Source organism: Streptomyces sp. NPDC007983 (assembly GCF_042958345.1).
Classification (GTDB): domain Bacteria; phylum Actinomycetota; class Actinomycetes; order Streptomycetales; family Streptomycetaceae; genus Streptomyces.
This window is the reverse complement of sequence record NZ_JBIBJI010000006.1, coordinates 478,496-502,768: the sequence shown is the minus strand read 5'-3', so window position 1 is coordinate 502,768 and position 24,273 is coordinate 478,496. Positions and strand designations below refer to the sequence as shown.

Below are 24,273 nucleotides of genomic sequence, written 5' to 3'. Positions count from 1 at the left end.
GATCGCGCGGAAATAGCCTTGAGCCGGCCCGCGGAGCATGCGCAGAGTACGGACATGAGCAGCGATGGGCAGCGATGAACGGCGGCACGGAACCGCCCCTGCGTGACGTACGGCGCGCCCGCATGGCCGTCGCCACGGTGTTCGCGGTCCACGGCGCGGTCACCGGCAACTTCGCCACCCGTATCCCCTGGGTGCAGGAGCAGTTGGGCATCAGCGCCGGTCAGCTCGGGATCGCCCTCGCCTTCCCCGCCATCGGCGCTTCCTGCGCGATGCCGCTGGCTGGGGCGATCAGCCACCGCTTCGGGCCCCGCGCGGCGCTGCGCGGGCTGATCGCCCTGTGGTGCCTGTCCCTGGTGCTGCCCCCGCTCTCCCCCGGTCTGGTGTGGCTGTGCGGGGCGCTCTTCGTGTACGGGGCGACCGCCGGGATGGCCGATGTCGCCATGAACGCCCTCGGCGTGGAGATCGAGGAACGGCTCGGCCGGTCGATCATGTCCGGGCTGCACGGCATGTGGAGCGCGGGCGCGCTGCTCGGCTCGGCGGCGGGCACGGTGGCGGCCCACGCGGACACCGACGCCCGGGCGCACCTCGGGATCGCCGCCGCGGTGCTCACGCTGCTGGGCACCGGCGCGTGCCGGTGGGTCCTCGACCTGCGCGGCGCCCCCGACGAGCATCCGCCGCCCCGCTTCGCCCTGCCGCCCCGCTCCGCGCTGGTCATCGGCGCGGTGGGGTTCTGCGCGGTCTTCGCCGAGGGCGCGAGCCTGGACTGGTCGGCGGTCTATCTGCGGGAGGTGCTGGACTCCTCCCCCGGCGTCGCCGCCGCCTGCACCACGGCCTTCTCCTGCACGATGGCCGCGGCCCGGTTCGCCGGTGACGCGGTGGTGGGCCGGTTCGGTCCGGTGCGGACGGTACGGGCGGGTGGTGTGCTGGCCACGCTCGGCGGGGTGCTGGTGGTCACGGCCGCGGGCCCGGTGTCCGCGATCGCCGGTTTCGGCCTCATCGGCCTGGGCATCGCGGTCGTCGTGCCCCTCGCCTTCGCCGCCGCCGGGCGCAGCGGCCCGGCCCCGAGCCAGGCGATCGCGGGCGTCGCGACGATCACGTACACCTCGGGTCTGGTCGCCCCGGCGGCGATCGGCTCGATCGCCGACATGACCTCGCTGACCGCCTCGTTCGGCCTGGTCACGGCGCTGGCGCTGGGGCTGGTGGCCGGGGCCGGGGTGCTGCGCGGATCCGCCGCGGCGGCCCCGGGCGGCGCCCCCGAGCCCGGCCGGGCGGACCGCGCCCCGCATACGACGTCGTCCTAGCGGGACACGAACTCCGTGGTCGTGAAGGAGGTCTTGTCCCGGGAGCCGGTGCCGTCGGTGATCCACCAGTGGGTGGGCTGCTCGCCGCAGAGGCCGAACAGGGTGCCGGATCCCCAGTTCAGGATCAGCTCGTCCTTGCCGTCGCCGTCGAAGTCGGCGGCCCCCGCGGGCCGGGCGTGCCGCCACTTCTTGGGCGTCTTCTTGCCGTCGGCCTTCGCGGGCCCCTGCCGCGTGACCGGGGTGCGCTGGTCGCCGTCGATGAGCGTGGCCCCCTCGTACGTGGCGACCAGGATGCCGTCGCGGCCGTCGCCGTCCGGGTCGGCGGCGGAGAAACCGCCGGGTCCGTAGTCCGTGCGCGCGCCCTTGGGCGCCTCGGGCAGCTCGTGCGCGACCGGTGCGCCGCTGTTGCCCGGGTACACGGTCAGCTTTCCGTCGACGTCCTCCGGCTCCGTCCCCTCGCCGGGCTCGTCGTTGCGGCCGCCGTCGTCCCCGACGGCCACATCGCGCTGTCCGTCGCCGTCGAAGTCGCCGAAGGCGTGGGCGTTCCCGCCGCGCAGCGTCCTGCCCCCGGCGGACAGGCCGGTGCCGCGGCGGGCCGGGTGGAGGGTGTTGCCGGACTGCTCGCCGTCGCTGACGGCGTGGACCAGCAGGGAGGTCGCGCGGGCCTTGCCGGACGGGTCGATGTCGTCCGCGGCCAGGTCCCCGTCCGTGTACGGCAGGCCGGTGTCGGTGCGCTTCGGCTCGCCGGAGCGGGTGAACGGACCGTACAGCACCACCGTGGAGGACTGGTTCTGGGCGAGCCCCGCGAGGTCGTGGTGGCCGTCGCCGTCGAAGTCGCCGCGCACCACCGAGGTCACGCCCAGCTTCGACGCGCTCTCCGGCAGCCGTAGCCGGGTCACCTCGGCGCCCTTCCGCGGGCCGTCGGGGCCGCCCCACATGACGTACGGGGTGGACGGCGGCGCGCTGATGTTCCCGTCCCCCACGCGCTCCCCTGACGGCGCGGTCGTGACGACGTCCGCGAAGCCGTCGCCGTCCAGATCGGCGGTGACCACGTCCTCGGCGGAGACGGAGTCGCGTCCGACGGCGCCGACCGGGGGGTTCGCCGGCGGTCCTGGCAGGCCCAGGTCGCGGCGGCCCAGGACGGTGCGGGTCGCGGGGTCGATCCCCTTCGCCGAGCCGTAGACCACGCCGACCCGTTCGTCGGTGCCCTCGGCCGGGTCCTGGCCGGGCTTGGTGAAGACGGGCAGTACGAGGTCGCGGTGGCCGTCCCCGTTGAGGTCGTCCGGGTCCTTCGAACCCTTCCCCCGGGAGGGCGCCCGGCTCTCGGTGGGCGCACTGGGCTGCCCGGCGGCCGAGGTTCCGTCCTTCGAGGAGGACGGTTCGCCGCTGCCCGAACCGCATCCGGTGAGCGGGGCGAGCGCGAGGCAGACGGCGCCGACGGCGAGGGCGTGGGAGGTGGATCGAAATGCCATGCGCGCCACCCTCACACCCCGTACGGTGCGGACTCCAGTGCGGTGAAGGTCTGTTGCCCAGTTGTCGATCAACCGTCGGGTTGCGGACCGGAGCGAGAGCGAAGTGGCGCGATTTCGGCCAACTAACATTGCTCCGATCCCCCTGTCATGCGGATCTCCCCTGTATGCGGAAACGAAGTGGAGCAGTCATGGGCCTCGGCATGCGCTGGACCCTGCACGGTGACGGGCGCACCCCGGCCCCGGGAGCCGTCGTCCGGCCGGATGAGCGGCTGTCGTGGCCGAGGACGGCGGGCCTCGGCGCGCAGCATGTCGTGGCGATGTTCGGGGCCAGCTTCGTCGCGCCCGTGCTGATGGGTCTGGACCCCAATCTCGCGATCATGATGTCCGGGGTCGCGACCATGCTGTTCCTGCTGGCGACGCGGGGCCGGGTGCCCAGCTATCTGGGGTGCAGCCTGTCGTTCGTCGGCGTGGCCGCGGTGATCCGGGCGCAGGGCGGCGGCAGCGCCGCCATCACCGGGGCGATCCTGGTGGTGGGCACCGCGCTGCTGCTGAGCGGGCTCGCGGTACGGCGGTTCGGGGCGCGCATCATCCACACGGCGATGCCGCCCGTGGTGACCGGCGCGGTGGTCATGCTGATCGGCTTCAACCTGGCGCCGGTGACCGCCACCACGTACTGGCCCGCCGACCAGTGGACCGCGCTGCTGACCATGCTGGTCACCGGCGCGGCCGTGGTCTGTCTGCGCGGCTTCTGGTCACGGATCGCGATCTTCCTCGGGCTGCTCTTCGGCTACGCGGTCTCCTGGATCTTCGACCGCGCCTTCGGCAAGATCCACTCCATCGGGGGCAGCGGACGGGTCACCGACCACTGGCGGCTGGATCTGTCCGGCGTCGCCAAGGCCGACTGGGTCGGGCTGCCGTCCCTGCACGCGCCCGAGTTCCGCTGGTCGGCGATATTGGTCGCGCTGCCGGTCGTCATCGCGCTGATCGCGGAGAACGCCGGGCATGTGAAGGCCGTCGGCGAGATGATCGGCGACCCGCTCGACGACCAGCTCGGGACGGCGATCGCGGCGGACGGCGCCGCGACCGTGCTGTCGACCGCGGTCGGCGGCCCGGCCACCACCACGTACTCCGAGAACATCGGCGTCATGGCCGCCACCCGCGTCTACTCCACCGCCGCCTACTGGGCCGCGGCCGGATTCGCCCTTCTCTTCGGCCTGTGCCCGAAGTTCGGCGCGGTCGTGGCGGCGGTGCCGGGCGGGGTGCTGGGCGGCATCACGGTGATCCTGTACGGCATGATCGGGCTGCTCGGCGCGCAGATCTGGGTGCACAACGACGTGGACCTGCGGAACCCGCTGAACCTGGTGCCGGTGGCGGCGGGCGTGGTCATCGGCGTCGGCGGCGTGAACCTGAAGATCAGCGACAACTTCGAGCTGAGCGGGATCGCGCTCGGGACGATCGTGGTGATCGTCGGCTATCACGTGCTGCGGGCGCTGGCGCCGGAGCATCTGAAGCCGTCGCGTGAGCCGTTGCTGGACGCGGGGACCAGCACGTACGACGACGACCGCCAGCCGTAGAGCCCCTCCCCGAACCGGGCCCACGACACCACCCCCGCCCAGGCGGGGGCTCAGGTGGTGGGGGACAGGGACTGCAGGCCCACCACTCGCAGGAGCTCCAGCCGGTCGGCGGACTCGCTGCCCGGGGCCGCCGTGTGGACGATCAGGCTCTGGGCGTGTTCCGCGCTCAGCAGGACCTCGCACTCCAGCTCCAGCAGTCCCACCACCGGATGGACGAAGCGCTTGACGACCGAGCGGCGCACCGCGACCTCGTGGGTCTCCCACAGGGCCGCGAATTCCGCACTGGTCGCGCGGAGTTCGGCGACGAGGGCCGCCGGGACCGGGTCGTCGGGGCGGGCGGCGACCACGGCGCGGAGGTTGGCGACATGGACCCGGGCGTGCTCGTCGAGGTCCTCGGGTGGGAAGGCCCAGGAGTCATACCGCCTGCTGAAGAAGGACCGCACGATGTTGCGGTCATCGGGCGGACGGGCGGTGATGTCACCGACCAGGGCGGCCGCCATCGCGTTCTGCGCCAGCACATCCCCCCAGTCGGTGATCACCTGGGCCGGGGTGTCGTACAGCCGGTCCAGGACCCGCAGCAGGCCGGGGCGCACATGCCCGGACGTGCTCCGGTCGCGCGGCGGTTCCTCACCGACCAGGTGGAAGAGGTGGTCGCGTTCGTCGTCGGTGAGCCGGAGCGCACGCGCGAGCGCGGTCAGCATCTGGCGGGACGGGCGCGGGCCACGGGCCTGTTCCAGCCGGGTGTAGTAGTCCGGGGACATCCCGGTGAGCTGGGCGACCTCCTCCCGGCGCAGCCCGGGCGTACGCCGCCGCGGGCCGGGGGTCAGCCCCACGTCGGCGGGGCCGAGGCGGGCGCGGCAGCGGCGCAGGAAGTCCGCGAGTTCCGTACGGTGCACGGCTCCATCGTCGCTCCGCGGCCGTTCCGTATCCAGGGTCTGCCGATCCCTGGATACGCGGGTCTCTCCCGTCGTCGCACCACCCGGCCCAGGCTTACGGCCAACCGGTCAAGAGCGAAGGATGGATGATCGAAATGCCGTTGATTCTGGTGACGGGTGTGACAGGACGCGTGGGGCAGCGGTTCACGAAGCGGCTGCTGGACGGGGCCCGGGCCGGTACCGAGGTACGGGTGCTGGTCCGCGACGAGGAGCGGGGCGCGCCGTTCGCAGCGCTCGGCGTGCAGGTCGCGGTGGGTGATCTGCGCGAGGAGAAGGACCTGCGGAAGGCGATGGACGGCGCGAACGCCGTGGTCAACATCGCGGCGGCGTTCCGCGGAGTACCGGACGAGGAGGCGTGGGCGGTCAACCGGGACGCCGCGGTCGCGCTGGGAAGGGCCGCGGTCGAGGCGGGCACGAGCCGGTTCGTCCAGGTCAGCACCAATCTCGTGTACGGCGCCTCGCGCGGGCGGCCGCTGGTGGAGGACGATGAGAGCGTGCCCGGCGGCGTGTTGTGGGGCGCGTACCCCGCCTCGAAGGCGGAGGCCGAGCGGGAGCTGCTGGCGCTGCACCGCGACCACGGTCTGGACCTGCGGATCGGCAGCCTGTCCTTCGTCTACGGGGACGGCGACCCGCATCTGGCCGAGGCGCTCCAGCTGGCCCGGGGCTGGGCCGGGAACCAGCGGCTGGCCATGGTCCACCACGCGGACGTGACCCAGGCGCTGCTGCGGCTGCTGCGCGCGCCCGGCGGTACGGCGGGCGGCTCGGTGTCGGGGCGGAAGTACAACATCGTGGACGACGCCCCGGCGACCGCCGTCGAACTGCATCAGATCCTCGGGGCGCCGCTCCCCGACGGTATGACCGAGCGGACGGACGGCGACACCTGGTGGGGGTGCACCTCCAACCTGCGGCTGCGCGAGGAACTGGGCTGGCGTCCGCTGTACCCGACGATGTGGACGGCCCGGGACGCGGGCGCGCTCTGAAACCTTGGTCCGTCCGGGGGATGTGACGGCGCACCAGCCCCCGGGCCCGGGGCACGCTGCCACGCTGTTCCCCATGACGATGCCCGCCCAGCGGATCGAGACGCCGCGTACCGTGCAGAGCGTCGTGGCGCGCATGAGCGCGCTCGGCGCGGCGCTGCCGCCCGAGGACGGGGTGGCGGTCTTCAACCGGGTGTATCTGTCGGTCACCGAGGAGGTCGGCCGCCGTCTCGGCACCGGCTACTTCCAGGACGCGGCCGCCACCGAGGAGCTGGACGTACGGTTCGCCGCCCGCTATCTGGCGGCGGTCGACGCGGGGGCGGCGGGGCGGCGGCCGCCCGCCTGCTGGCGGCCGCTGTTCGAGCTGCGGGCCCACCCTGCCGTCCGGCCGGTGCAGTTCGCGATGGCCGGGATCAACGCGCACATCGGGCACGACCTGGCGCTCGCGCTGGTGGACACCTGCCGGGCCCGGGGCGCCGAACCGGCCGCCCTGGAGGGCGACTTCGAACGGGTCGGGGCGCTGCTGGCCGGAATGGAGGAGCGGATCCGGGAGGAGCTGATGCCCGGCCCGGACCTGCTGGAGGCGGCCGATCCGCTCACCCATCTCGTCGGCTCCTGGAGCCTGGACAAGGCGCGGGACGCCGCGTGGGCGGCGTTCCGCGCCCTGTGGGGGCTGCGGGCCCTGCCGGAGGTGGTGGAGGAGTTCGCGGAGCGGATCGACAAGAGCGTGGGGCTCGTCGGGCGCTGTCTGCTCACTCCCCTGCCGTCCGCCGGATGAGAGCCCTCAGTCCTCGGGGAGTTCGACGGGCGCGATCTCGTCGTACACGTCGCCCGGCCCCGGGTTGTGCGGGTCGGTGGCGCCGCCGAAGCGGTGCATCACGCCCCACACGGCGTTGAGCGCGGTCTGTACGGCGCCCTCGGCCCAGCCCGCGGTCCAGGAGATGTCGTCCCCCGCGAGGAAGATGCCGCGCTGTCCGGCCGGCAGCCGGTCCTGCATGAAGTGGGTGAACAGCCGCCGCTGGTAGCGGTAGTGGCCGGGCAGGTTGGCCTTGAACGCGCCCATGAAGTACGGCTCGTTCTCCCAGGACACCGTGACCGGGCTGCCGATGATGTGCTTGCGGATGTCGACCTTGGGATAGATCTCCGACAGCGACTTCAGCATGACCTCCATCCGCTCGTTGGCGGACAGCGGCAGCCACTTGAGGCTGTCGTCGCACCAGGTGTACGAGAGGCAGATGACGGCGGGCCGGTCCGGGCCGTTGTCCAGGAGGTACGTACCCCGGGTCATCCGGTCGGTGAGGGTCATGCTCATCGTGTCCCGGCCCGTCTCCTCGTCGCGATCGAGCCAGAAGGGCCGGTCCACGGGGACGAAGAGCTTGCTGGACTCCATGTAGTGGGTGCGCTCGATCGCCGTCCAGTGGTCGATCGGGAAGAGCGAGTCATCGCAGTCGATCTTGGAGAGCAGCATCCAGGACTGCGCGGTGAAGACGACCGCCTGGTACGAGCGGATGTCGCCGTGGGCGTCCGTCACCACGATCCGGTCGCCCGCGGCGCGGTGCAGCCGCGTCACGGCGGGGCGCGGCGCGCCGTCGTGCAGGGAGGACAGCGAGGTGCCCTGCGGCCAGTGGACGATCTTCTGCGGCTCGCGCTCCCACAGCCGCAGCGGAAGCTGCTGGCTGCCGCCGACGATGCCGCGGTGGTGGTCGTCGGCCTCGGTGTAGACGACGCGGAGGATCTCCAGGATGGAGTTGGGGAAGTCGGTGTCCCAGCCGCCGGTGCCGAACCCGACCTGGCCGAAGATCTCCCGGTGGCGGAAGGACCTGAAGGCCGAGGAGTCGCAGAGGAAGCCGTAGAACGTCTGGTTGTCGAGCTTCTCCACGAGCCGCGCCCAGATCTCGCGGATGCGCGGGACGTCGCGCTCGCGGATGGCGCGGTTCATGTCGGAGAAGTCGGCGCCCTCCTCCAGGCAGGCGTTCCAGGCGTCCGCGACCTCGCGGTACACCTGCGGCAGGTCGTCGATGGTGCGGGCGTAGTGGGACTCGCCCTTGAGGTCGACGACGGTGGAGGGGGTGTCCGGGGCCAGCGGGTTGGGGAACGGCCGGGTCTTCAGCCCCACCAGGTCGATGTAGTGCTGGAGCGCGGTGGAGGACGGCGGGAAGCGCATCGCGCCCATCTCGGCGGTCAGTTCCCCGTCGCAGCCCTCGAACCCGACGGTGCGCAGCCGCCCGCCGATCCGGTCGGCCTCGTAGACGACGGGCCGCAGGCCCATCTTCATCAGCTCGTACGCGGTCACGATGCCGGACAGTCCGCCGCCGATGACCGCGACCTCGCTGCCGTGCTCGGTCGCCGGTATCTGGCCGATCCCCGCGGGGTGGGCGAGGAAGTCGTCGTAGGCGTACGGGAAGTCCGGGCCGAACATGGTGACGGGCGGGAGGGTGTCGGCGTGCTCGGACTCGTGCTCGTCGTGGACGGCGGTGGGCACCGTGGACGTCATCGGGTACGGACTCCTTGCGGATCGAGCGGGGGTGAGGGTGAGGGAGGAGGGCGAACGGGGACCGGGTCAGCCGAGGGAGCCGTACAGCCCGGGGCGGCGGTCGCGCAGGTAGGGGTTGATCCGGCGCGAGGTGGCCAGCAGCCTGGGGTCGGCGTCGCCGAGGACCAGTTCCTCGGAGCGCCCGGCCCGGGCGCGCATGGTGCCGTCGGGCCCGGCCAGGCAGCTCAGCCCGATGAAGTCGAACTCGCCCTCGGGGCCGCTGCGGTTGACGTACGCGATGTACATCTGGCTCTCGAAGGCCCGTACCGGGACGAGGGATTCGGCGACGAACTGGAAGGGGTGCATCTGCGCGGTCGGCACCAGCAGCAGATCGGTCCCGGCCAGGGCGTGGGCCCGGACGTTCTCCGGGAACTCCACGTCGTAGCAGATCATGATGCCGATCGTCAGCCCGCCCAGCTCGGCCTGGACGACCGCGGTGTCGCCGGGGGTGAACCAGTCGTTCTCGAAGCAGCCGAAGAGGTGGGTCTTGCGGTAGTTGGCGAGCGGGGTGCCGTCGGGGCCGACCAGGCGGGCGGAGTTGTGGACGGCCTCTCCGGCGCGCTCCGGGTAGCCGTAGAGGACGGCGATGCCGTGGTCGGCGGCGATCTCGGCCACGGCCGCTCCGGCGGGCCCGTCGGCGGGCTCGGCCATCCGGTGCACTCCGTCGCCGATGGCGTAGCCCGTGAGGAACATCTCGGACGTGACCAGCAGCCCGGCCCCGTCCGCGGCGGCGCGCCCGGCGGCGGCGTCGAGGGCCTTGAGGTTACGGGCGGGGTCGCCGGGGTGACCGGAGCTCTGGAGCAGGGCGGTGCGCAGCGGCGGCATGGAGACCTCTGGGGAGACGGGACGTACGCAGAAAACGGTACGTTGCGCCGAGAACGGCCGACAAGCCGCGATCGTTGCGCGCTCCCCGTGGATCCGTTACGCGTTTTCGGCGCGCTGCGGCGATTCGTTGCGCGAAGGCCCCGGGGCGGCGAGGTGCCGTCCCGGGGCCGGGGGGCTCAGGGGGTGTCTTGTGGATCAGGCGGGAGCCCGGCATGATCCACAAGACACCCCCTACGTCGGGGCGCCCGAGGTATAGCGCCGCAGCAGCGGCGACAGCACCAGCACCGACTTGGTGCGCTCCACGAACGGTTCGCCCGCTATCCGCTCCAGCACCCGCTCGAAGTGGCGCATGTCGGCGGCGAAGACCTGCACGACGGCGTCCGCGTCGCCGGTGACGGTCGACGCGGACGCCACCTCGGGGTAGCGCGACAGGCCCCGGCGGATGTCGTCGGGCGAGGTGTTGTGACGGCAGTACAGCTCGACGAACCCCTCGGTCTCCCAGCCCAGCGCCGCCGGGTCCACCCGTACGGTGAAGCCGGTGATGGCGCCGTCGGCCCGCAGCCGGTCCACCCGCCGTTTGACGGCGGGGGCGGACAGGCCGACCAGTTCGCCGATGTCGGCGTAGGAGCGGCGGGCGTCTTCGGCGAGGGCGTGGACGATGCGTTCGTCGAGGTCGTTCAGTCGCACTGCGGGGGAGTCACTTCTCTGCTGTGGCCAGTCGGGATCGGCGCATGCCGTATGCGAAGTACAGCACAAGCCCGACGGCCATCCAGACGCCGAAGACCACCCAGGTCACCAGCTCCAGACTGTTCATCATCCACAGGCACAGCGCGAAGCCGATGAGCGGGAAGAGCGGCGACAGCGGCACCCGGAAGGTCCGCGTCATCTCGGGCCGGGTCCGGCGCAGCACGATCACGGCGATGTTGACCAGCGCGAACGCGAAGAGCGTGCCGATGCTGGTGGCGTCGGCGAGCTGGCCGAGCGGGATCGCGGCGGCGAGGACGCCGCAGAAGAGGGAGACCAGGACGGTGTTGGCGCGCGGCACCCCGGTCCCGGCGTGGACCTTGGAGAAGACCGGGGGCACCAGCCCGTCGCGGGACATCGCGAAGAGGATGCGGGTCTGGCCGTAGAGCACGGTCAGCACCACGGAGGCGATCGCGATGACCGCGCCGGCCGCCAGCACGACGGCCCAGAAGCCCTGGCCGGTGACGTCCTGCATGATCCCGGCGAGCGCGGCCTCGGTGCCCGCGAACTTCTTCCACGGCAGTGCACCCACCGCGACCGCCGCGACCAGGCAGTACAGCGCGGTCACGATGACGAGGGAGAGCATGATCGCGCGGGGCAGGTCGCGCTGCGGGTTCTTGGCCTCCTCGCCGGCCGTGGAGGCGGCGTCGAAGCCGATGTACGAGAAGAAGAGGGTGGCACCGGCGGCGCTGACGCCCGCCATGCCCAGCGGCATGAACGGCGTGTAGTTCCCGGCCCGGATGCCGGTGAAGGCGACGGCGCAGAACAGGATCAGCGCGGCGATCTTCACCGCGACCATGATCGCGTTGGCCCGGGCACTTTCCTTGGCGCCGCCCAGCAGGAAGGCCATGGCCAGCAGCACCACGAGCAGCGCGGGCAGGTTGAAGACGCCGCCGTCGCCGGGCGGGGCGGCCAGCGCGTCGGGGATGGTGACGCCGAGCGTGCCGTCCAGCAGCTCGTTGAGGTACTGGCCCCAGCCGACGGCGACGGCCGCGACCGAGACGCCGTACTCCAGGATCAGGCACCAGCCGCACACCCAGGCGACCAGCTCGCCCATGGTGGCGTAGGCGTACGAGTACGAGGACCCGGAGACCGGGATGGTGCCCGCCAGCTCCGCGTACGACAGCGCGGAGAACAGCGCGGTGAGCCCGGCTATGACGAAGGACACGATGACCGCGGGGCCCGCGTCCGGCACGGCCTCGCCGAGGACGACGAAGATGCCGGTGCCCAGCGTCGCACCGATGCTGATCATGGTCAGCTGCCACATGCCCATGGAGCGCCGCAGGCTTCCGCCCTCGCCCTGTCCGCCCTCGGCGACCAGCCGCTCCACCGGTTTGCGCCGCATCAGGCGGGCGCCGAGCCCGCCGGCCGGAGGCTTGTCCTCCGGTCGCTGGGCGGTGGGAGGGGCTGCGCCGTGCTCCAACACGTGGGTGGCTCCTTAATCGCTGCCATCGGCTTGGGTATCTGGGTGGTGGCGACCGAACGCGGGCATAGGGATGCCCGGTGACAAATCCGCAGGTGGGAATCGCCAAGCAGTCGGTCTTCGCCACTCAGCGTCAGCGCAAGACCCTACGAGCCGTCCGGCCACGGCCGTAATGCACCATCCTTGCGCATACGTGTCCGAACGTTGCGCGCGGGGGCGCTCGCCAGGGAATCATTGCGACACCCGTGCGCGCGTCACCCCCCGGTTCACCCGAATGCCGCGATACGGCACCAATTTGGCGGTCGTTGGTGGGGACGTGACGACTGACAGGCTGCAGCCCCCTGACCACGCTCCGCTTACGGCCGAACCCGTGTTCCGGGCCCGGGACCACGGGATGGAGGAGGAGCGAGCCCCGCACGACCACCCCCTCGAATACTGTTCGAGGGTCTGGGAGGAATTCCTCACCACCCTCGGCAGGATCGAGGACGACTTCCTCCAGCGCTCCGGTGCGGCGGAGCCGGGCGTCGAGGCGGGCGTCCAGGCATGACGTACACCGAGCCGAGGCCGGGCGGCTACGGGCCCCCTCCCACCGGCCACTACCCGCCGCCCAACCCTTCCGAGCGGTTCGACATGGGCGTCGGCTACGAGATGAATCCTTTCCCCCTGCCGGATCCGGATTCCCTGGAGGGCCGCTGGGACCTGGAAGGAGACCTGGCGCGGCTGCTCCAGACCAGCTCCGCCATCCCCACCGTCCCCCCTCCCGTCGCCGCCCCCGTCCCCCCTTCCGCCCCCGTCTCCGCTCCCGCCGAGGACCCGGTGCACGCCACCGGTCCCATCCCCGTCCGGTCCCCCTCCCCCGCCCATGTGCGCGGGCGCGGCAAGCGCCGCCGGGTCCGCTTCCGGCTTCCGACCATGCCGTGGCTCCAGCTGATCAGCCTGATCTTCGCGGCGATGACCACCGTGATCGTCGCCATGCTGAGCGTGCTGGGCGGGATGATCTCCTACCGCCCGCTGCGCTACCTGGCCTCCCCCAGCACCTCGGAGTCCATGGCGGCGTGGTGGCCCCTGCTGGTCTACGGGCCCTGGCTGGTCGCCTCGCTGTCCGTGCTGCGGGCCGCGCTGCACCGCCGGGGGGCCGCGCACTCATGGGCGGTGGTGGTGCTCTTCTCCACGATCGCGGTGTTCCTGTGCGTCGCGCACGCCCCCAAGAACGCGCCCAGCATGGCCGTCGCCGGTCTCCCCCCGGTCGCCGCGCTGGTCTCGTTCCACCAGCTGGTACGCCAGATCACCCTCACCAGCCCGCCCCGGCACGCCCTGCCCCGGCGGGGCGGTGACCCCCGCGGCGGCGTCATGCGGTGACGCACGACGACGCCGGCGCACGACCGTGGCCCCACTCACCCGAGCAGAGTGGGGCCACGTGCGTTTTCCTATTCCCAACTGGCGTGCAGCGGCTTGCCCTCGGCGTAGCCCGCGGCGCTCTGTACGCCGACCACCGCGCGCTCGTGGAACTCCTCCAGCGAGCCCGCGCCCGCGTAGGTGCAGGAGCTGCGCACCCCCGCGATGATCGAGTCGATCAGGTCCTCGACGCCCGGCCGGGTCGGGTCCAGGAACATCCGCGAGGTCGAGATGCCCTCCTCGAACAGCCCCTTGCGGGCCCGCTCATAGGGCGACTCCTCGCTGGTGCGGTTGCGCACGGCGCGCGCGGACGCCATGCCGAAGCTCTCCTTGTACGGCCGCCCGTCGGCGGCGTGCTGGAGGTCGCCCGGGGACTCGTACGTACCGGCGAACCACGAGCCGACCATGACGTTGGACGCCCCGGCCGCGAGCGCCATCGCCACGTCGCGCGGATGCCGGATCCCGCCGTCCGCCCAGACGTGCTTGCCCAACCTCCGTGCCTCGGCGGCGCATTCGAGCACCGCGGAGAACTGGGGGCGGCCCACGCCGGTCATCATGCGGGTGGTGCACATGGCGCCCGGTCCGACGCCGACCTTCACGATGTCGGCGCCCGCCTCGATCAGATCGCGCACCCCGGCGGCGGCGACCACGTTGCCCGCCACGACGGGGACACGCGGGCCGAGCGCGCGGACCGCCTTGAGCGCGGTGATCATCGACTCCTGGTGGCCGTGCGCGGTGTCCACGACCAGGGTGTCCACCCCGGCGTCGAGCAGCGCCTTGGCGTGCCCCTCCACATCGCCGTTGACGCCCACGGCGGCGGCGATCCGCAGCCGCCCCTCGCCGTCCACGGCGGGCTGGTAGAGCGTGGCGCGCAGCGCGCCCTTGCGGGTCAGGATCCCGGCCAGCTTGCCGTCGGCGTCGACGGCCGGGGCGAACTTGCGGTGCGCCGCGTCGAGGCGGCCGAAGGCGTCCTGGGGGTCGATGTCGGCGTCGAGCAGCAGCAGCTCCCGGGACATCACCTCGGACAGCTGCGTGAACCGGTCCACCCCGGCCAGGTCGGATTCGGTCACCACGCCCACCGGGCGGCCGTCCTGCACCACGACGCCCGCGCCGTGCGCCCGCTTGGGCAGCAGCGACAGGGCGTCGGCGACGGTGCCGGAGGGGGCCAGCACGATCGGGGTGTCCAGGACCAGGTGGCGGCTCTTGACCCAGCGGACGACGTCGGCGACGACGTCGATGGGGATGTCCTGCGGAATGACGACGAGGCCACCGCGCCGGGCGACCGTCTCGGCCATCCGGCGACCCGCGATCGCGGTCATGTTGGCGACGACGAGCGGGATGGTGGTGCCGGTGCCGTCGGGTGAGGCCAGGTCGACGCCCTGGCGGGAGCCGACCGCGGAGCGGCTCGGCACCATGAACACGTCGTCGTACGTCAGGTTGTAGGGAACGGATGGACGTATATCCATCGACCCGTCGGCATGAAGGAAGCGCATGTCTCCAAAGTACCTGTGTGGATCCATCCAAACGGGCTCCGACACCGTCATAGGATGATCCAAGCAATGGCCCTGACCAGCACAAACGAGAAAGCCCCGCCCGGCGCCACGGGGAGAGCGCGCGGACGGGGCTACGGTCCGGGTGGAGCCGGCCAGAGCATTCCCGGACCGGATCCGTCCGTCCCCAGGTCATGTCTCTCAACTCCGTAACCAGGCGATGACCGCCGCCAGCACGGCTGCGGAGCAGTAGACGATCGCGAGTTTGTCGTAACGGGTGGCCAGGCCCCGCCACTGCTTGAGCAGGCTGGATGACCGTTCCACGATGTTCCTGCGCTTGTAGGTCTCGGTGTCCAGGGTTCGGGACCGTCCTCCGCTGCGGCCCTTCCTCTTACGGTTGGCTTGTTGATCGGCGCGCTCAGGGATCACCGTGCGGATGCCACGAACCGTGAGGTCTGTGCGGACCTGCTTGGAAGAGCACGCCTTGTCTGCGAGCAGCGCGTCCGGTGTGGTGCGCGGTCTGCCGCGGACCAGTCGCGGGACTCGGATGTCGCTCAGCAAGAGGGAGAGGACCTGCGCGTCGTGGACCTGGCCGGGGGTGACTACGAGGAGACCAACCGGAATACACCGGAAACGTGCCGTAGCCCGCTGTGATCAGTCCCGGCGGCGGGCGGCCGGGTCGGATGCGGCGACGTGGGCTGCAACCGAGTCGACGCCGGGGCGGGCGTACCGCTCCAAGGAGCGGACGGAGGCGTGGCGGGAACGGGCCAGCAGCATCGGGGTGGAGGTGCCCCGCTCGGCGTCGTGCGTCAGCGCGGAGTGCCGTAGCCGGTGCAGCGTGAAGCCCTCCAACTCCTCGATGTCTTCCTCGCGGGCGAGGGGGTTGGCCAGCAGCCGGGTGTTCTCCTCGAAGATCTCCTCCGCCCGGCGAGAGGACAGGCGGGCCCGGTCTGTCTCCTCGCATACGTCCAGCGTCGGCGTCCCGGCCGGAGCCTTGCGGTCGGTGAGGAACAGCGGGCCGCGGGTGCGGCGGGCGATCAGCCGGGGCAGCAGCTGGTCGGTGCCGGATTGCCGGTGAATCCACTCCGTCGCCCCGCCCTTCGATGTGACCTTGCCGTGCTTGTCCTGCGGGTAGAGGTCCTCCACGTTCAGGCACAGCACCTCATCGGCCCGTGCGGCACTTTCGTAGAGGAGCTTCCAGAACGTCTTCTCCCTGAGCCCGACGTCCAGGCGCCACAGGGCAGCGATCTGGTTCTCGGAGAGTGCCTTGGTGCGGTCCGGCGGTGCCCGCCGCCGCTCGATGCCGATCGTCGGGTCGCCGACGATCCAGCCCTGGCGCTGCCACCAGCCGATTGCCTTGCGGACGATGGACAGTTCCCGGTTGACGGTGTCGGCGTCCATCTCGTCCGCCCGAGCTGCCGCCAGTTCGGCCAGGGCCTCCGCCAGGGCTGGGTCGTCGATCGCGGTGACGGGGAAGATAGGTGGCTTCGCGCCCCGGCGGGCGGGTCCGGTCGGCGCCGGTTCGCCGGCGAGCATCCACCCCCACGTCGTCAGCGAGATCCGGTAGATCCGCGCGGAGGACTTCGCGATGCCCGCGCCGGTGAAGTACCGCTCGACCGCCGCGGCGTACGACGGCGGGGCGGACAGGGGCACCACCCGGGCGCGCGGCACACGCAACACGCCCCCGGCCCCGGTTCGGTCACTGGTTCGATCGCCACGCCCGCCCCGCCCCTACGCGCTACCGCAGTAAATGCGTACACCTCGCCCCGGCGACCGGAATCGTCCGCCGCAGGTCGCGGTGATCACCGCAGAGGCCCTGCCGCAGTAAATCCGGTATTTACCGCGGCAGCGCTCCAGAAGAGTCAGCGTCACGGATTGAAGTGACAGTTATCGACAGCTGTACACGGCCTACGGGCGGTCTCGCCGCTTTGAGTTCATGGCCATCCCTCGCCGGAGAGATCAGATGCCCATGTGGGCGGCGATCCCGTCGAGGACGCAGTCCAGCCCGACTTCGAACTGCCACTGCGGGTCGTCCTTACGAGTGGCCTCGAGAGTGTAGCGCTGGTAGGTGGGGTACCGGCCGGTGTTCATGAGCCAGGTCATCCGTGGTGCCAGTCCGGACCTCGTTTCGTGCCCGCTGGACCATCCCCGTTCCTGCATCAGCCGGAGCAAGCCGATTTCGGCGTCGACAGCACCGTGCACATACGCGGTGACGGTGCGGGAGACGGCCATCATCGTGTCGGCGTCCAGACCGAGGGCATCGAGTGTGGCCAGCACGCACTCCGGCACAGCCAGCTGGTTCGGAGTCAGCGCCAGTACCGATGTCCGAGCCATCCAGGGGTGCTTCAGCAGCACGGCTCGGGTGCGCATGGCGAGGGTCCGCATGGTCTCCCGCCAGCCGGCGGTGTCGTCGGGGAGGGTGAGCTCGCCGTAGACGAAGTCGACCATCAGCTCAAGGAGATCGTCCTTCCCGGATACATAGCGGTAGGCGGCCATGGGGGCGACGCCCAGCTCGGTGGCCAGACGTCGCATGGTGACGGCGTCGAGTCCTTCCGCGTCGGCGATCTCAACCGCGACCGCAGCAATCCGGTGGGGGGACAGAGTCGAACGGGGGGCGGGCGCCGGGCGTTCGAGTCGCTCCCACAGGGAGACCTGAGACTTGTTCTCGCTCTTTTCCTGGCTCTCCTGAGCGGGCATGGTTGCGGGCTCCTTCCGGCTTGACGTGTGTACATCGTATCGACAGTAGACGGCGTACATCTAGTTGTGTACGTTGTATCTGCAACGATACGACGTACACACCGAGGGGGCTATTCATGGCTGGAAAGAAAGACACCCGTCTGCAGGTCGCGGTCATCGTCGGCAGCACCAGGGACGGACGCTTCGGCCCGGTCGTGGCCGACTGGCTGCTCGGCCACACCGCTCAGCGCGAGGACATGGACGTCGACCTCATCGACCTGGCCCAGACCCCGCTGCCCACTGTCTTCCCGGCCTTCGGCCAGCCTCCGGCCGAAGGCACCACAGATCTGCTCGCCGCAGTGTCGCCGAGGCTGGAGGCGGCTGACGCCTTCGTGATCGTCACGCCGGAGTACAACCACAGCTTCCCGGCGCCACTGAAGAACGCCATCGACTGGCACAACAAGCAGTGGCACGCCAAGCCGGTCGGCTTCGTCTCCTACGGCGGCCTTTCCGGCGGCCTGCGCGCGGTCGAACAGCTCCGGGTCGTACTTGCCGAGCTGCACGCCGTCACCATCCGCAACACCGTCAGCTTCCACAACTACGGCGACAAGTTCGATTCGGAGGGCAAGGCCGTTGACCCGGCCAGCGACGGCGCGGCCAAGTCCATGCTCGACCAGCTGGCCTGGTGGGCCCACGCCCTGCGCGATGCCAAGAGCGTCCGCCCCTACGCCGTCTGACGCCACCACCACACCAGACTTGAGGCGGAAGCAATGAACAACCACGCAGAGGAAGCACCCGAACCCGCACAGCAGCGTCTTCCCTACCTGGGCATCTTCGGGCTCATGCTCGGCATCTTCCTTGCGACGCTCGACGGACAGATCGTCAGCACTGCACTTCCCACGGTCGTGGGCGACCTCGGCGGCCTCGACCACCTGTCGTGGGTGGTGACGGCCTACCTGCTCACTGCCGCCGCGGCCACCCCGATATGGGGCAAGCTCGGCGACCTGTACGGCCGCAAGGGCGCGTACCTGTCCGCGGTGGTGCTCTTCCTCGCCGGCTCAGCTCTCTCCGGCCTGGCGCAGGACATGGGGCAGCTCATCGCCTTCCGCGCCCTGCAGGGACTGGGAGCGGGCGGGCTGATGGTCGGCGCGCTCTCAGTCATCGGCGTGCTGGTACCCGCAAGGGACAGGGGCCGTACCCAGTCGATGATCGGCGTGATGCTGCCGGTCGCCTTCGTCGGCGGGCCCCTACTCGGCGGATTCCTCACCGATCACCTGAGCTGGCGCTGGGCGTTCTATGTGAACCTGCCCGTCGGCGTGGTCGCACTGCTGGCCGCAAGCACGGGAGTCCGGCTGCGGACAGAACGGATCAGGGTCCGGATCGACTACCTCGGCGCTGCCCTGCTTACCACCAGCATTCTGACACTCACGCTGCTCGGCAGCTGGGGCGGTACCAGCTACGCCTGGTCCTCGCCGCAGATCGTCACCCTTGGCGCGGTCGCCGCCGCGTCCCTCGCCTGGTTTGTCCGCGTGGAACAGCGCGTGGCCGAGCCGATCACCCCGCCCCGGCTGTTCCGCACCCGCAACTTCACCCTGGCCCAGATCCTCAGTTTCCTCGTCGGTGCGGTCATGCTCTCCGTAGTGAACTACCTGCCGCAGTACATGCAGTTCGTCCAGGGTGCCTCCTCGACAGCCAGTGGCATGCTGCTCTTGCCCCTGATGGCCGGCATGCTCGCAGCGCAACTGACCACCGGCCGACTCATGGGCCAAGGCGGACGGGACCGCCTCTACCCGATCCTCGGAGGTGCCGTCACGATCACCGGCACACTCCTGCTGCTCCTGCTCAATACGGACACCACAGCAGTCGTCGCCTCGGCACTCACCCTGATCATCGGAGTGGGCATCGGCCTCCTCATGCAGAGCACCCTGCTCGCCACGATGAACAGCGCCGACCCCCGCGACATGGGCGCCGCCACAGGGACCGTCACCCTCGTGCGCACCATCGGCGGCTCATTGGGCGTCGCGGTGCTGGGCGCCGTATACACGAGCCGTATGGGCAGCGTCCTGGCCGAGCGGCTCGGCCAGCATGCCGCAGACCAGCTGACCACCGGGGGTGCACTGACTCCGGCCCTGCTGAGCCACCTGTCCGCCCCCGTCCGTGACACCGTTCGGGAAGCCGTCACCAGTGGCCTGCACGGCGTCCTCGCCGGTGTCGCCCTTCTCTCGGCGATCGCGTTCGGCGCCGCCTGGCTCGTGCGCGAAACGCCACCGCGCCCCAAGCCGTCAACGCAGGACACCCAACCGCCGACGACATCGGCCACCGCCCAGTCCACACAGCTTCGTTGAAGGCGGGCCGAAAACCCTCACCTCAGTACCGCCGGGAACGAAACTGCGGGCGCGGTGGCACTGACCTGGCCGACCGGAAAAGAAGGGGCGTCCGAAGCCATAAAGGGGCGTCCGAAGCCATAGGAGATGGCTTCGGACGCCCCTTCCGACTGTGTCGATGCGGTCGCCTTCGGTTCATCGCGTAGACCGCACTGGTCACGCGGCCATCCGCAGCCGCCTCATCGCCTCGTTCTCGGGCGGCTCCATGTCCAAGTGCCAAGTGCCGAAGCGGCGGGTCTTGCTGGTGATGTACGGGGTGACGGTGGCCAGGTCCACCGGGTCCACCTCCCATCCCTCGTCGATGAGGTCGCTGGCCACCTTCGTGATGTCCACAGCGGTATAAAAATTGAGGCAGTTCGCCAGCAGCTCGTTGAACTTGATGGTCTTCTCCTGATGGTCCGGGTCGTTGTCCTGGAGCACGTCGGAGGCGAACATCAGCCAGTTGCTGAACTTGTGGAACGCCTCGACCTTGTTCGTCATCGCCTGGATCGACTCGCGCAGCTCGGGTTCCGAGAGGGGAACCTGAGGAGCACGATCGTCCTCATGACCCGGCCGAGCTCGCGGTATGCCTGGTAGATGCGGTTGCGCTTGGACTCGTTGCCCAGCCTGCGCAGCAGCGCGGCCGAGGACAGCCGCCCCTCGCGGATCGACAGCACCACGCGCATGAGGTCCTGCCAGTGACGAGAAGGCGGCTGCCTGCGCGGCCTTCCTGCGACGGGCTGCCGCCTGGTTCGCCGCACGCGGCGTGACCGTCGAGCGCGTGCTGACCGACAACGCCTGGTCCTACAGCAAGAACACCTGGCGGCAGACCTGCCGTGATCTGGGCATCAGCCCGCGGCCAGGCAGCGTTTCCCGACTGGCTGGACTGGTACAACTACCACCGACCCCACACCGGAATCAGCGGCCACACCCGGACAGTCGCGTCACCAACCTCCCCGGACAACACACCTAGTATGCCTACGTCGGGACGGACGGACATCTAGTTGTCGTCGGGGTGGTCCTTCTCGGCCTCTCCATCCTGTGGTCGAACGCAAGCACATCGACATGACAGATGTCCTGGAGGACACCGATGCGTCCCGTCGCTGTGTCATAGGCTTCCTGCCCACGCTTCGGGCCGTTGTACGGCGTCGGTCGGCTCATGCGGGCAGCCCCCATCGAACGGCGGTGCCGGGGTCCTCGTGGGACGGGTGTCGTCGGCGCAAAAGTTCGTAGTCGGCCGCCGCTCGGTATTTCCCGTTCTGCTTCGCCTGCTCCCGCAACGCGGTGTACTTCTGGCATCCCTCGCACGTCTCGTCCGTCATGCGCGCCGCCCCCGCTCAAGGGGCTTATTGATCTTCTTCTGCAGTTCCTCGGCGCGTGCGTCAAGATCCGTCGGAGTAGGACCCTTCGGGGGCTGCTGCGCCCCTCGTCGAGGGCGTCTCTCGGTTTCGACCACTGACGTGTGGTCGGGCCGAGCGCGCCCCTTTTGCTTGGCCCGACCACATTACGGAAGGGGTTCAAGGGGTCCGGAGCGGCTCACCGAGCTCGTGCGGCGCTTCGAGGTCCTCGGGCACGGTCCCGCCATCCGGCTCACCCTGCCCGAGGACAAGGCGCCGTGGCCCCCGGAGGTCACCACCACCGTCTACCGGATGGTGCAGGAGGCCCTCACCAACATCGCCCGGCACGCGCCGAACGCCCGGCTGACCACGATCGAGGTACACCGGACACCCGAGACCATCACGGTCGAGATCACCGACGACGCCCCACCCGGCGGCCCCCGCTATCCGCACCGCAGCGGCTTCGGCCTGATCGGGATGCGCGAGCGCGTCGAGGCCCTCGGCGGAACGCTGCGCGTCGGCCCGCGTTCCGAGGCGGGCTGGTCCGTCCACGCCACGCTGCCCATCGCCGCGGGAGGAGACCGGTGACCATCAGGATCCTGATCGCCGACGACCAGGCGATCATCCGCAGCGGCCTGCGCCTCATCCTCGAGGACCAGCCCGACATCACCGTGGTCGGCGAGGCGTCCGACGGCACCGAGGCGATCGAGATGGCCCGCCGCCTGCGCCCCGACGTCTGCCTGGTCGACATCCGGATGCCCCGCCTCGACGGCATCGAGGTCACCCGCGCCCTCGCCGGCCCCGGCGTCGCCGCCCCCCTGCGGGTGGTCATCGTGACCACCTTCGACTTGGACGAGTACGTCTACGGCGCGCTGCGCTCGGGCGCGGTCGGCTTCATCCTCAAGGACGCGGGACCCGCCCTGCTCGTCGAGGCCGTCCGCGCCGCGAGCACCGGGGAGGCCCTGATCTCCCCCTCGATCACGGTACGGCTCCTGCAACACCTCGCCCCGGCCAAGATCTCCAAGGCATCCCGCCCCGCCAAACGGCTCTCCGAACGGGAGATCGAGGTCATCAAGGCGATCGCCCGGGGGCGCACCAACCAAGAGATCGCCGCAGAGCTGTTCATCTCGCTGAGCACGGTCAAGAGCCACGTGGCCGGCGCCCAGTCCAAACTCGGCTTACGCAACCGGGTGGAGATAGCGGTCTGGGCCTGGGAGAACCAGCTGCCGCGGTCCGGGTAGCCCTGGAGATGAGGGTGCCGGGTCACCGGGAAAGGTGGGTCCGGCCCGCGGATGCTGCTGACAGGGCGTGCTGCGCCCGGCGCCCGAGGGCGCCGGGAGGGCACCGCCTACACGCCGTCGGGATCGGCCCGGTCGAGGGCGGGGCGGGGGCCCGGGTCCGCCTCCAGCAGCAGATGGTCGGCCGCCGTCGTGTCCGTCACCAGGCTGGTGACCAGCCCCGACCGCAGCACCGCGCCGATCGCCGCGGCCTTGCGGCGGCCGCCCGCGATCGCCACCACCTCGGGGATCCGGCGCAGCCGGTCGGCCTCCACGGTGATGCACCGCTCGCCCAGGTCGCGGCCGATGCGGCGGCCCTCGGCGTCGAAGAGGTGGGCCGACATCTCGGCGGCGGCGCCCAGGCTCTCGTAGTGGGCCCGCTCCTCCTCGGTGAGCATGTCGTGCACGGTGGAGATCCCGGCTTCCCAGGAGCCGATGGACACGCACGCCACGGTGACCTTGTCGAAGTACTCGAAGGCCCGGGCGATCCCGGTCTGTCCGCGCAGCGCGTCGGCCGTGGCGGTGTCCGGCAGCAGCATCGGCGCGTAGATCGGGTGGGCCTCGCCGCCGGAGACGGCGGCGGCGCGCCGGACCGCCTCGACCGAGCCGCGCTCGGCCGTGCCCGCGTCGTACACGCCGGTGAGCTGGACGACGGTGCACGGGGGCAGCCGGTGCAGCGCCGCGGCCATGTGGATGGTGGAACGGCCCCAGGCCAGCCCGAGCACATCGCCCTCGTTCACCAGCTCGCCGAGCAGGTCGGCGGCGACCTCGCCCAGGTTCTCCGGGTCCGGGGTGTCGGCCTCGGCGTCGGCCGGGGACTCCACGACGACCGCGTGGCGCAGCCCGTAGCGGGCGCGCAGCGCGTCGGAGCGCTCCGCGTCGAGTTCGGCGGGAACCCGGATCTCGATCCGCACCAAGTCGCGTTCGAGCGCGGTCTCCAGCACCCGCGCGACCTTGAAGCGGCTGACCCCGAACTCCTCGGCAATCTGGATCTTGGACTTGCCCTCGAGGTAGAAGCGGCGCGCCATGGCCGCCGCCTGCACCAGTTCGGCGGGTCCCATCCGCGTGGCTGAACGGCCCGTCGACACCGCGGTCTCCTCACTTGTCAATGTTCCGGCCTCACCGTTCATCCTGTCAGAAACGGCTGAGTTGGTTCGCGCTTTACTGTGACGTTCACCGACCAGTAGCTTCGTGGCCGCACAGCCCGCCGGCGCCCGCCGCGTTCTCGGCCAGGGCGCGCAGCTCGCGTACGGCCTTGTCCGGGTCCTGCGCACCGTAGACCGCGGAACCCGCCACGAACACATCGGCGCCCGCCTCCGCGCACCGCTCGATGGTCGAGGCGGACACCCCGCCGTCCACCTGGAGCCACATCTCCAGTCCGTGCCGGGAGATCAGCTCACGGGTGCGGCGGATCTTGGGCAGCATGATGTCGAGGAACGCCTGCCCGCCGAAGCCGGGCTCCACGGTCATCACCAGCAGCATGTCCAGCTCGGGCAGCAGATCCTCGTACGGCTCGATGGGGGTCGCGGGCTTGAGCGCCATCGCCGCCCGCGCACCCTTGGCCCGGATCTCGCGCGCCAGCCGTACGGGCGCGGCCGCGGCCTCCACGTGGAAGGTGACCGAGCCCGCCCCCGCCTCCACGTAGCTCGGGGCCCAGCGGTCCGGGTCCTCGATCATGAGATGGCAGTCCATCGGTGTGTCCGTCGCCTTGCCCAGCGCCTCCACCACCGGCACTCCGAGGGTCAGGTTGGGCACGAAGTGGTTGTCCATGACGTCGACATGGAGCCAGTCGGCACCCTCGACGGCCTTGGCTTCGTCCGCGAGGCGGGAGAAGTCCGCGGACAGGATGCTGGGATTGATCTGCACGGCCATGGGACCAGCCTGCCACGCCCGCCGCCGGGCCATGGACCCGGGATGATCACGAACCGGTCGCCGTCCGGTTGGCCCGCCC

Annotated in this window: 24 protein-coding genes and 2 pseudogenes; 11 read left to right on the top strand and 15 right to left on the bottom strand. The window is 70.9% G+C overall.

The features are described 5' to 3' along the window. The first annotated feature begins 74 nt into the window (after positions 1–74). Positions 75–1,301, top strand: a complete 1,227-nt coding sequence (locus tag ACFZCY_RS22105) for an MFS transporter (protein WP_391175648.1) — start codon at positions 75–77, stop codon at positions 1,299–1,301. On the opposite strand, the gene ACFZCY_RS22100 is transcribed toward ACFZCY_RS22105, so the two are convergent. Further along, entirely contained in the window at positions 1,298–2,773 is a 1,476-nt protein-coding gene (locus ACFZCY_RS22100) for an FG-GAP repeat domain-containing protein (protein ID WP_391175645.1), read from the bottom strand. The genes ACFZCY_RS22105 and ACFZCY_RS22100 overlap by 4 nt on opposite strands. A gap of 188 nt (positions 2,774–2,961) precedes the next feature. On the opposite strand from ACFZCY_RS22100, the gene ACFZCY_RS22095 reads away from it, so the two are divergent. Then, on the top strand, positions 2,962–4,347 hold the full coding sequence (locus ACFZCY_RS22095) for a solute carrier family 23 protein (protein ID WP_391175641.1): 1,386 nt from the start codon (positions 2,962–2,964) through the stop codon (positions 4,345–4,347). A 50-nt stretch (positions 4,348–4,397) separates the two neighbouring features. Here the strand turns inward: ACFZCY_RS22095 and ACFZCY_RS22090 are convergent, their stop codons facing one another. Continuing rightward, positions 4,398–5,243: a helix-turn-helix domain-containing protein gene (locus ACFZCY_RS22090; protein ID WP_391175638.1), complete on the bottom strand. Its 846-nt coding sequence runs from the start codon at positions 5,241–5,243 to the stop codon at positions 4,398–4,400. Positions 5,244–5,377: 134 nt separating this feature from the next. Here ACFZCY_RS22090 and ACFZCY_RS22085 point away from each other — a divergent pair, with 134 nt between their 5' ends. Together ACFZCY_RS22085 and ACFZCY_RS22080 are read left to right on the top strand one after the other, a co-directional pair. Continuing rightward, positions 5,378–6,262, top strand: coding sequence for an NAD-dependent epimerase/dehydratase family protein (locus ACFZCY_RS22085; RefSeq protein WP_391175636.1), 885 nt, complete (start codon positions 5,378–5,380; stop codon positions 6,260–6,262). A gap of 73 nt (positions 6,263–6,335) precedes the next feature. Then, positions 6,336–7,037, top strand: coding sequence for a DUF5995 family protein (locus ACFZCY_RS22080; RefSeq protein ID WP_391175633.1), 702 nt, complete (start codon positions 6,336–6,338; stop codon positions 7,035–7,037). A 6-nt stretch (positions 7,038–7,043) separates the two neighbouring features. Here ACFZCY_RS22080 and ACFZCY_RS22075 read toward each other — a convergent pair whose 3' ends face one another. The 4 genes from ACFZCY_RS22075 to ACFZCY_RS22060 form a co-directional block, all read right to left on the bottom strand. Continuing rightward, positions 7,044–8,753, bottom strand: a complete 1,710-nt coding sequence (locus tag ACFZCY_RS22075; RefSeq protein ID WP_391175629.1) for an FAD-dependent oxidoreductase — start codon at positions 8,751–8,753, stop codon at positions 7,044–7,046. A gap of 66 nt (positions 8,754–8,819) precedes the next feature. Next, positions 8,820–9,617, bottom strand: coding sequence for a nitrilase-related carbon-nitrogen hydrolase (locus tag ACFZCY_RS22070; RefSeq protein WP_391175625.1), 798 nt, complete (start codon positions 9,615–9,617; stop codon positions 8,820–8,822). A gap of 231 nt (positions 9,618–9,848) precedes the next feature. Beyond that, positions 9,849–10,304 carry an Lrp/AsnC family transcriptional regulator gene (locus tag ACFZCY_RS22065; protein WP_009713600.1) on the bottom strand — a complete coding sequence of 152 codons (456 nt, stop codon included), beginning with the start codon at positions 10,302–10,304 and terminating at the stop codon, positions 9,849–9,851. 10 nt (positions 10,305–10,314) lie between these two features. Next, positions 10,315–11,787 carry an amino acid transporter gene (locus tag ACFZCY_RS22060; protein WP_391175621.1) on the bottom strand — a complete coding sequence of 491 codons (1,473 nt, stop codon included), beginning with the start codon at positions 11,785–11,787 and terminating at the stop codon, positions 10,315–10,317. Positions 11,788–12,178: 391 nt separating this feature from the next. Between ACFZCY_RS22060 and ACFZCY_RS22055 the strand changes: the two genes are divergently transcribed. Both ACFZCY_RS22055 and ACFZCY_RS22050 read left to right on the top strand, forming a co-directional pair. After that, positions 12,179–12,331 carry a hypothetical protein gene (locus ACFZCY_RS22055; protein WP_391175618.1) on the top strand — a complete coding sequence of 51 codons (153 nt, stop codon included), beginning with the start codon at positions 12,179–12,181 and terminating at the stop codon, positions 12,329–12,331. Then, positions 12,328–13,143: a DUF2637 domain-containing protein gene (locus tag ACFZCY_RS22050; protein ID WP_391175616.1), complete on the top strand. Its 816-nt coding sequence runs from the start codon at positions 12,328–12,330 to the stop codon at positions 13,141–13,143. The genes ACFZCY_RS22055 and ACFZCY_RS22050 overlap by 4 nt, the downstream gene beginning before the upstream one ends. 68 nt (positions 13,144–13,211) lie before the next feature. Here the strand turns inward: ACFZCY_RS22050 and ACFZCY_RS22045 are convergent, their stop codons facing one another. The 4 genes and pseudogenes from ACFZCY_RS22045 to ACFZCY_RS22030 all read right to left on the bottom strand — a co-directional run bounded on the left by ACFZCY_RS22045 (position 13,212) and on the right by ACFZCY_RS22030 (position 17,366). Next, positions 13,212–14,672, bottom strand: coding sequence for a GuaB1 family IMP dehydrogenase-related protein (locus ACFZCY_RS22045; protein WP_391175611.1), 1,461 nt, complete (start codon positions 14,670–14,672; stop codon positions 13,212–13,214). Positions 14,673–14,870: 198 nt separating this feature from the next. After that, positions 14,871–15,278: pseudogene (locus tag ACFZCY_RS22040) on the bottom strand (transposase); the annotation flags it as partial. 45 nt (positions 15,279–15,323) lie between these two features. Further along, positions 15,324–16,349, bottom strand: coding sequence for a tyrosine-type recombinase/integrase (locus tag ACFZCY_RS22035; protein ID WP_391175609.1), 1,026 nt, complete (start codon positions 16,347–16,349; stop codon positions 15,324–15,326). 279 nt (positions 16,350–16,628) lie between these two features. Continuing rightward, positions 16,629–17,366 (bottom strand): TetR/AcrR family transcriptional regulator C-terminal domain-containing protein, encoded by a 738-nt coding sequence (locus tag ACFZCY_RS22030; protein ID WP_391175606.1) that lies wholly within the window; start codon positions 17,364–17,366, stop codon positions 16,629–16,631. 116 nt (positions 17,367–17,482) lie between these two features. Between ACFZCY_RS22030 and ACFZCY_RS22025 the strand changes: the two genes are divergently transcribed. Together ACFZCY_RS22025 and ACFZCY_RS22020 are read left to right on the top strand one after the other, a co-directional pair. Next, positions 17,483–18,082 carry an NAD(P)H-dependent oxidoreductase gene (locus tag ACFZCY_RS22025; protein WP_391175603.1) on the top strand — a complete coding sequence of 200 codons (600 nt, stop codon included), beginning with the start codon at positions 17,483–17,485 and terminating at the stop codon, positions 18,080–18,082. A gap of 33 nt (positions 18,083–18,115) precedes the next feature. Next, on the top strand, positions 18,116–19,690 hold the full coding sequence (locus ACFZCY_RS22020) for a DHA2 family efflux MFS transporter permease subunit (protein ID WP_391175600.1): 1,575 nt from the start codon (positions 18,116–18,118) through the stop codon (positions 19,688–19,690). Between the two features lie 195 nt (positions 19,691–19,885). Here ACFZCY_RS22020 and ACFZCY_RS22015 read toward each other — a convergent pair whose 3' ends face one another. Beyond that, positions 19,886–20,209, bottom strand: coding sequence for a Tn3 family transposase (locus ACFZCY_RS22015; protein WP_391175597.1), 324 nt, complete (start codon positions 20,207–20,209; stop codon positions 19,886–19,888). Next, on the bottom strand, positions 20,206–20,394 hold the full coding sequence (locus ACFZCY_RS22010) for a Tn3 family transposase (RefSeq protein ID WP_391175594.1): 189 nt from the start codon (positions 20,392–20,394) through the stop codon (positions 20,206–20,208). The genes ACFZCY_RS22015 and ACFZCY_RS22010 overlap by 4 nt, the downstream gene beginning before the upstream one ends. A 14-nt stretch (positions 20,395–20,408) precedes the next feature. Between ACFZCY_RS22010 and ACFZCY_RS22005 the strand changes: the two are divergent. Next, positions 20,409–20,681: pseudogene (locus tag ACFZCY_RS22005) on the top strand (IS481 family transposase); the annotation flags it as partial. Positions 20,682–20,865: 184 nt separating this feature from the next. Here ACFZCY_RS22005 and ACFZCY_RS22000 read toward each other — a convergent pair. Then, a complete protein-coding gene (locus ACFZCY_RS22000; RefSeq protein WP_391175591.1) occupies positions 20,866–21,030 on the bottom strand; it encodes a hypothetical protein in 165 nt (54 codons plus the stop codon). Between the two features lie 225 nt (positions 21,031–21,255). On the opposite strand from ACFZCY_RS22000, the gene ACFZCY_RS21995 reads away from it, so the two are divergent. After that, positions 21,256–21,633, top strand: coding sequence for an ATP-binding protein (locus tag ACFZCY_RS21995; RefSeq protein ID WP_391175588.1), 378 nt, complete (start codon positions 21,256–21,258; stop codon positions 21,631–21,633). Beyond that, positions 21,630–22,286, top strand: coding sequence for a response regulator (locus ACFZCY_RS21990; RefSeq protein WP_391175585.1), 657 nt, complete (start codon positions 21,630–21,632; stop codon positions 22,284–22,286). The genes ACFZCY_RS21995 and ACFZCY_RS21990 overlap by 4 nt, the downstream gene beginning before the upstream one ends. A gap of 107 nt (positions 22,287–22,393) precedes the next feature. Here ACFZCY_RS21990 and ACFZCY_RS21985 read toward each other — a convergent pair whose 3' ends face one another. Both ACFZCY_RS21985 and rpe read right to left on the bottom strand, forming a co-directional pair. Further along, complete coding sequence (locus tag ACFZCY_RS21985) at positions 22,394–23,383, bottom strand: sugar-binding domain-containing protein (protein ID WP_391175975.1); 990 nt, start codon at positions 23,381–23,383, stop codon at positions 22,394–22,396. A gap of 112 nt (positions 23,384–23,495) precedes the next feature. Continuing rightward, complete coding sequence (gene rpe / locus ACFZCY_RS21980) at positions 23,496–24,194, bottom strand: ribulose-phosphate 3-epimerase (RefSeq protein ID WP_391175582.1); 699 nt, start codon at positions 24,192–24,194, stop codon at positions 23,496–23,498. Between the last annotated feature and the right edge of the window lie 79 nt (positions 24,195–24,273).

What these genes read in the sequence shown, in the direction of transcription:
- ACFZCY_RS22010 (WP_391175594.1), bottom strand. Translation starts at nt 20,394, where the DNA reads ATGCGCGTGGTGCTGTCGATCCGCGAGGGGCGGCTGTCCTCGGCCGCG.
- ACFZCY_RS22000 (WP_391175591.1), bottom strand. Translation starts at nt 21,030, where the DNA reads ATGACGGACGAGACGTGCGAGGGATGCCAGAAGTACACCGCGTTGCGG.
- ACFZCY_RS22075 (WP_391175629.1), bottom strand. Translation starts at nt 8,753, where the DNA reads ATGACGTCCACGGTGCCCACCGCCGTCCACGACGAGCACGAGTCCGAG.
- ACFZCY_RS22095 (WP_391175641.1), top strand. Translation starts at nt 2,962, where the DNA reads ATGGGCCTCGGCATGCGCTGGACCCTGCACGGTGACGGGCGCACCCCG.
- ACFZCY_RS22100 (WP_391175645.1), bottom strand. Translation starts at nt 2,773, where the DNA reads ATGGCATTTCGATCCACCTCCCACGCCCTCGCCGTCGGCGCCGTCTGC.
- ACFZCY_RS22055 (WP_391175618.1), top strand. Translation starts at nt 12,179, where the DNA reads ATGGAGGAGGAGCGAGCCCCGCACGACCACCCCCTCGAATACTGTTCG.
- ACFZCY_RS22080 (WP_391175633.1), top strand. Translation starts at nt 6,336, where the DNA reads ATGACGATGCCCGCCCAGCGGATCGAGACGCCGCGTACCGTGCAGAGC.
- ACFZCY_RS22015 (WP_391175597.1), bottom strand. Translation starts at nt 20,209, where the DNA reads ATGACGAACAAGGTCGAGGCGTTCCACAAGTTCAGCAACTGGCTGATG.
- ACFZCY_RS22020 (WP_391175600.1), top strand. Translation starts at nt 18,116, where the DNA reads ATGAACAACCACGCAGAGGAAGCACCCGAACCCGCACAGCAGCGTCTT.
- ACFZCY_RS21985 (WP_391175975.1), bottom strand. Translation starts at nt 23,383, where the DNA reads ATGGGACCCGCCGAACTGGTGCAGGCGGCGGCCATGGCGCGCCGCTTC.
- ACFZCY_RS22045 (WP_391175611.1), bottom strand. Translation starts at nt 14,672, where the DNA reads ATGCGCTTCCTTCATGCCGACGGGTCGATGGATATACGTCCATCCGTT.
- ACFZCY_RS22025 (WP_391175603.1), top strand. Translation starts at nt 17,483, where the DNA reads ATGGCTGGAAAGAAAGACACCCGTCTGCAGGTCGCGGTCATCGTCGGC.
- rpe (WP_391175582.1), bottom strand. Translation starts at nt 24,194, where the DNA reads ATGGCCGTGCAGATCAATCCCAGCATCCTGTCCGCGGACTTCTCCCGC.
- ACFZCY_RS22030 (WP_391175606.1), bottom strand. Translation starts at nt 17,366, where the DNA reads ATGCCCGCTCAGGAGAGCCAGGAAAAGAGCGAGAACAAGTCTCAGGTC.
- ACFZCY_RS22070 (WP_391175625.1), bottom strand. Translation starts at nt 9,617, where the DNA reads ATGCCGCCGCTGCGCACCGCCCTGCTCCAGAGCTCCGGTCACCCCGGC.
- ACFZCY_RS22050 (WP_391175616.1), top strand. Translation starts at nt 12,328, where the DNA reads ATGACGTACACCGAGCCGAGGCCGGGCGGCTACGGGCCCCCTCCCACC.
- ACFZCY_RS22105 (WP_391175648.1), top strand. Translation starts at nt 75, where the DNA reads ATGAACGGCGGCACGGAACCGCCCCTGCGTGACGTACGGCGCGCCCGC.
- ACFZCY_RS22085 (WP_391175636.1), top strand. Translation starts at nt 5,378, where the DNA reads ATGCCGTTGATTCTGGTGACGGGTGTGACAGGACGCGTGGGGCAGCGG.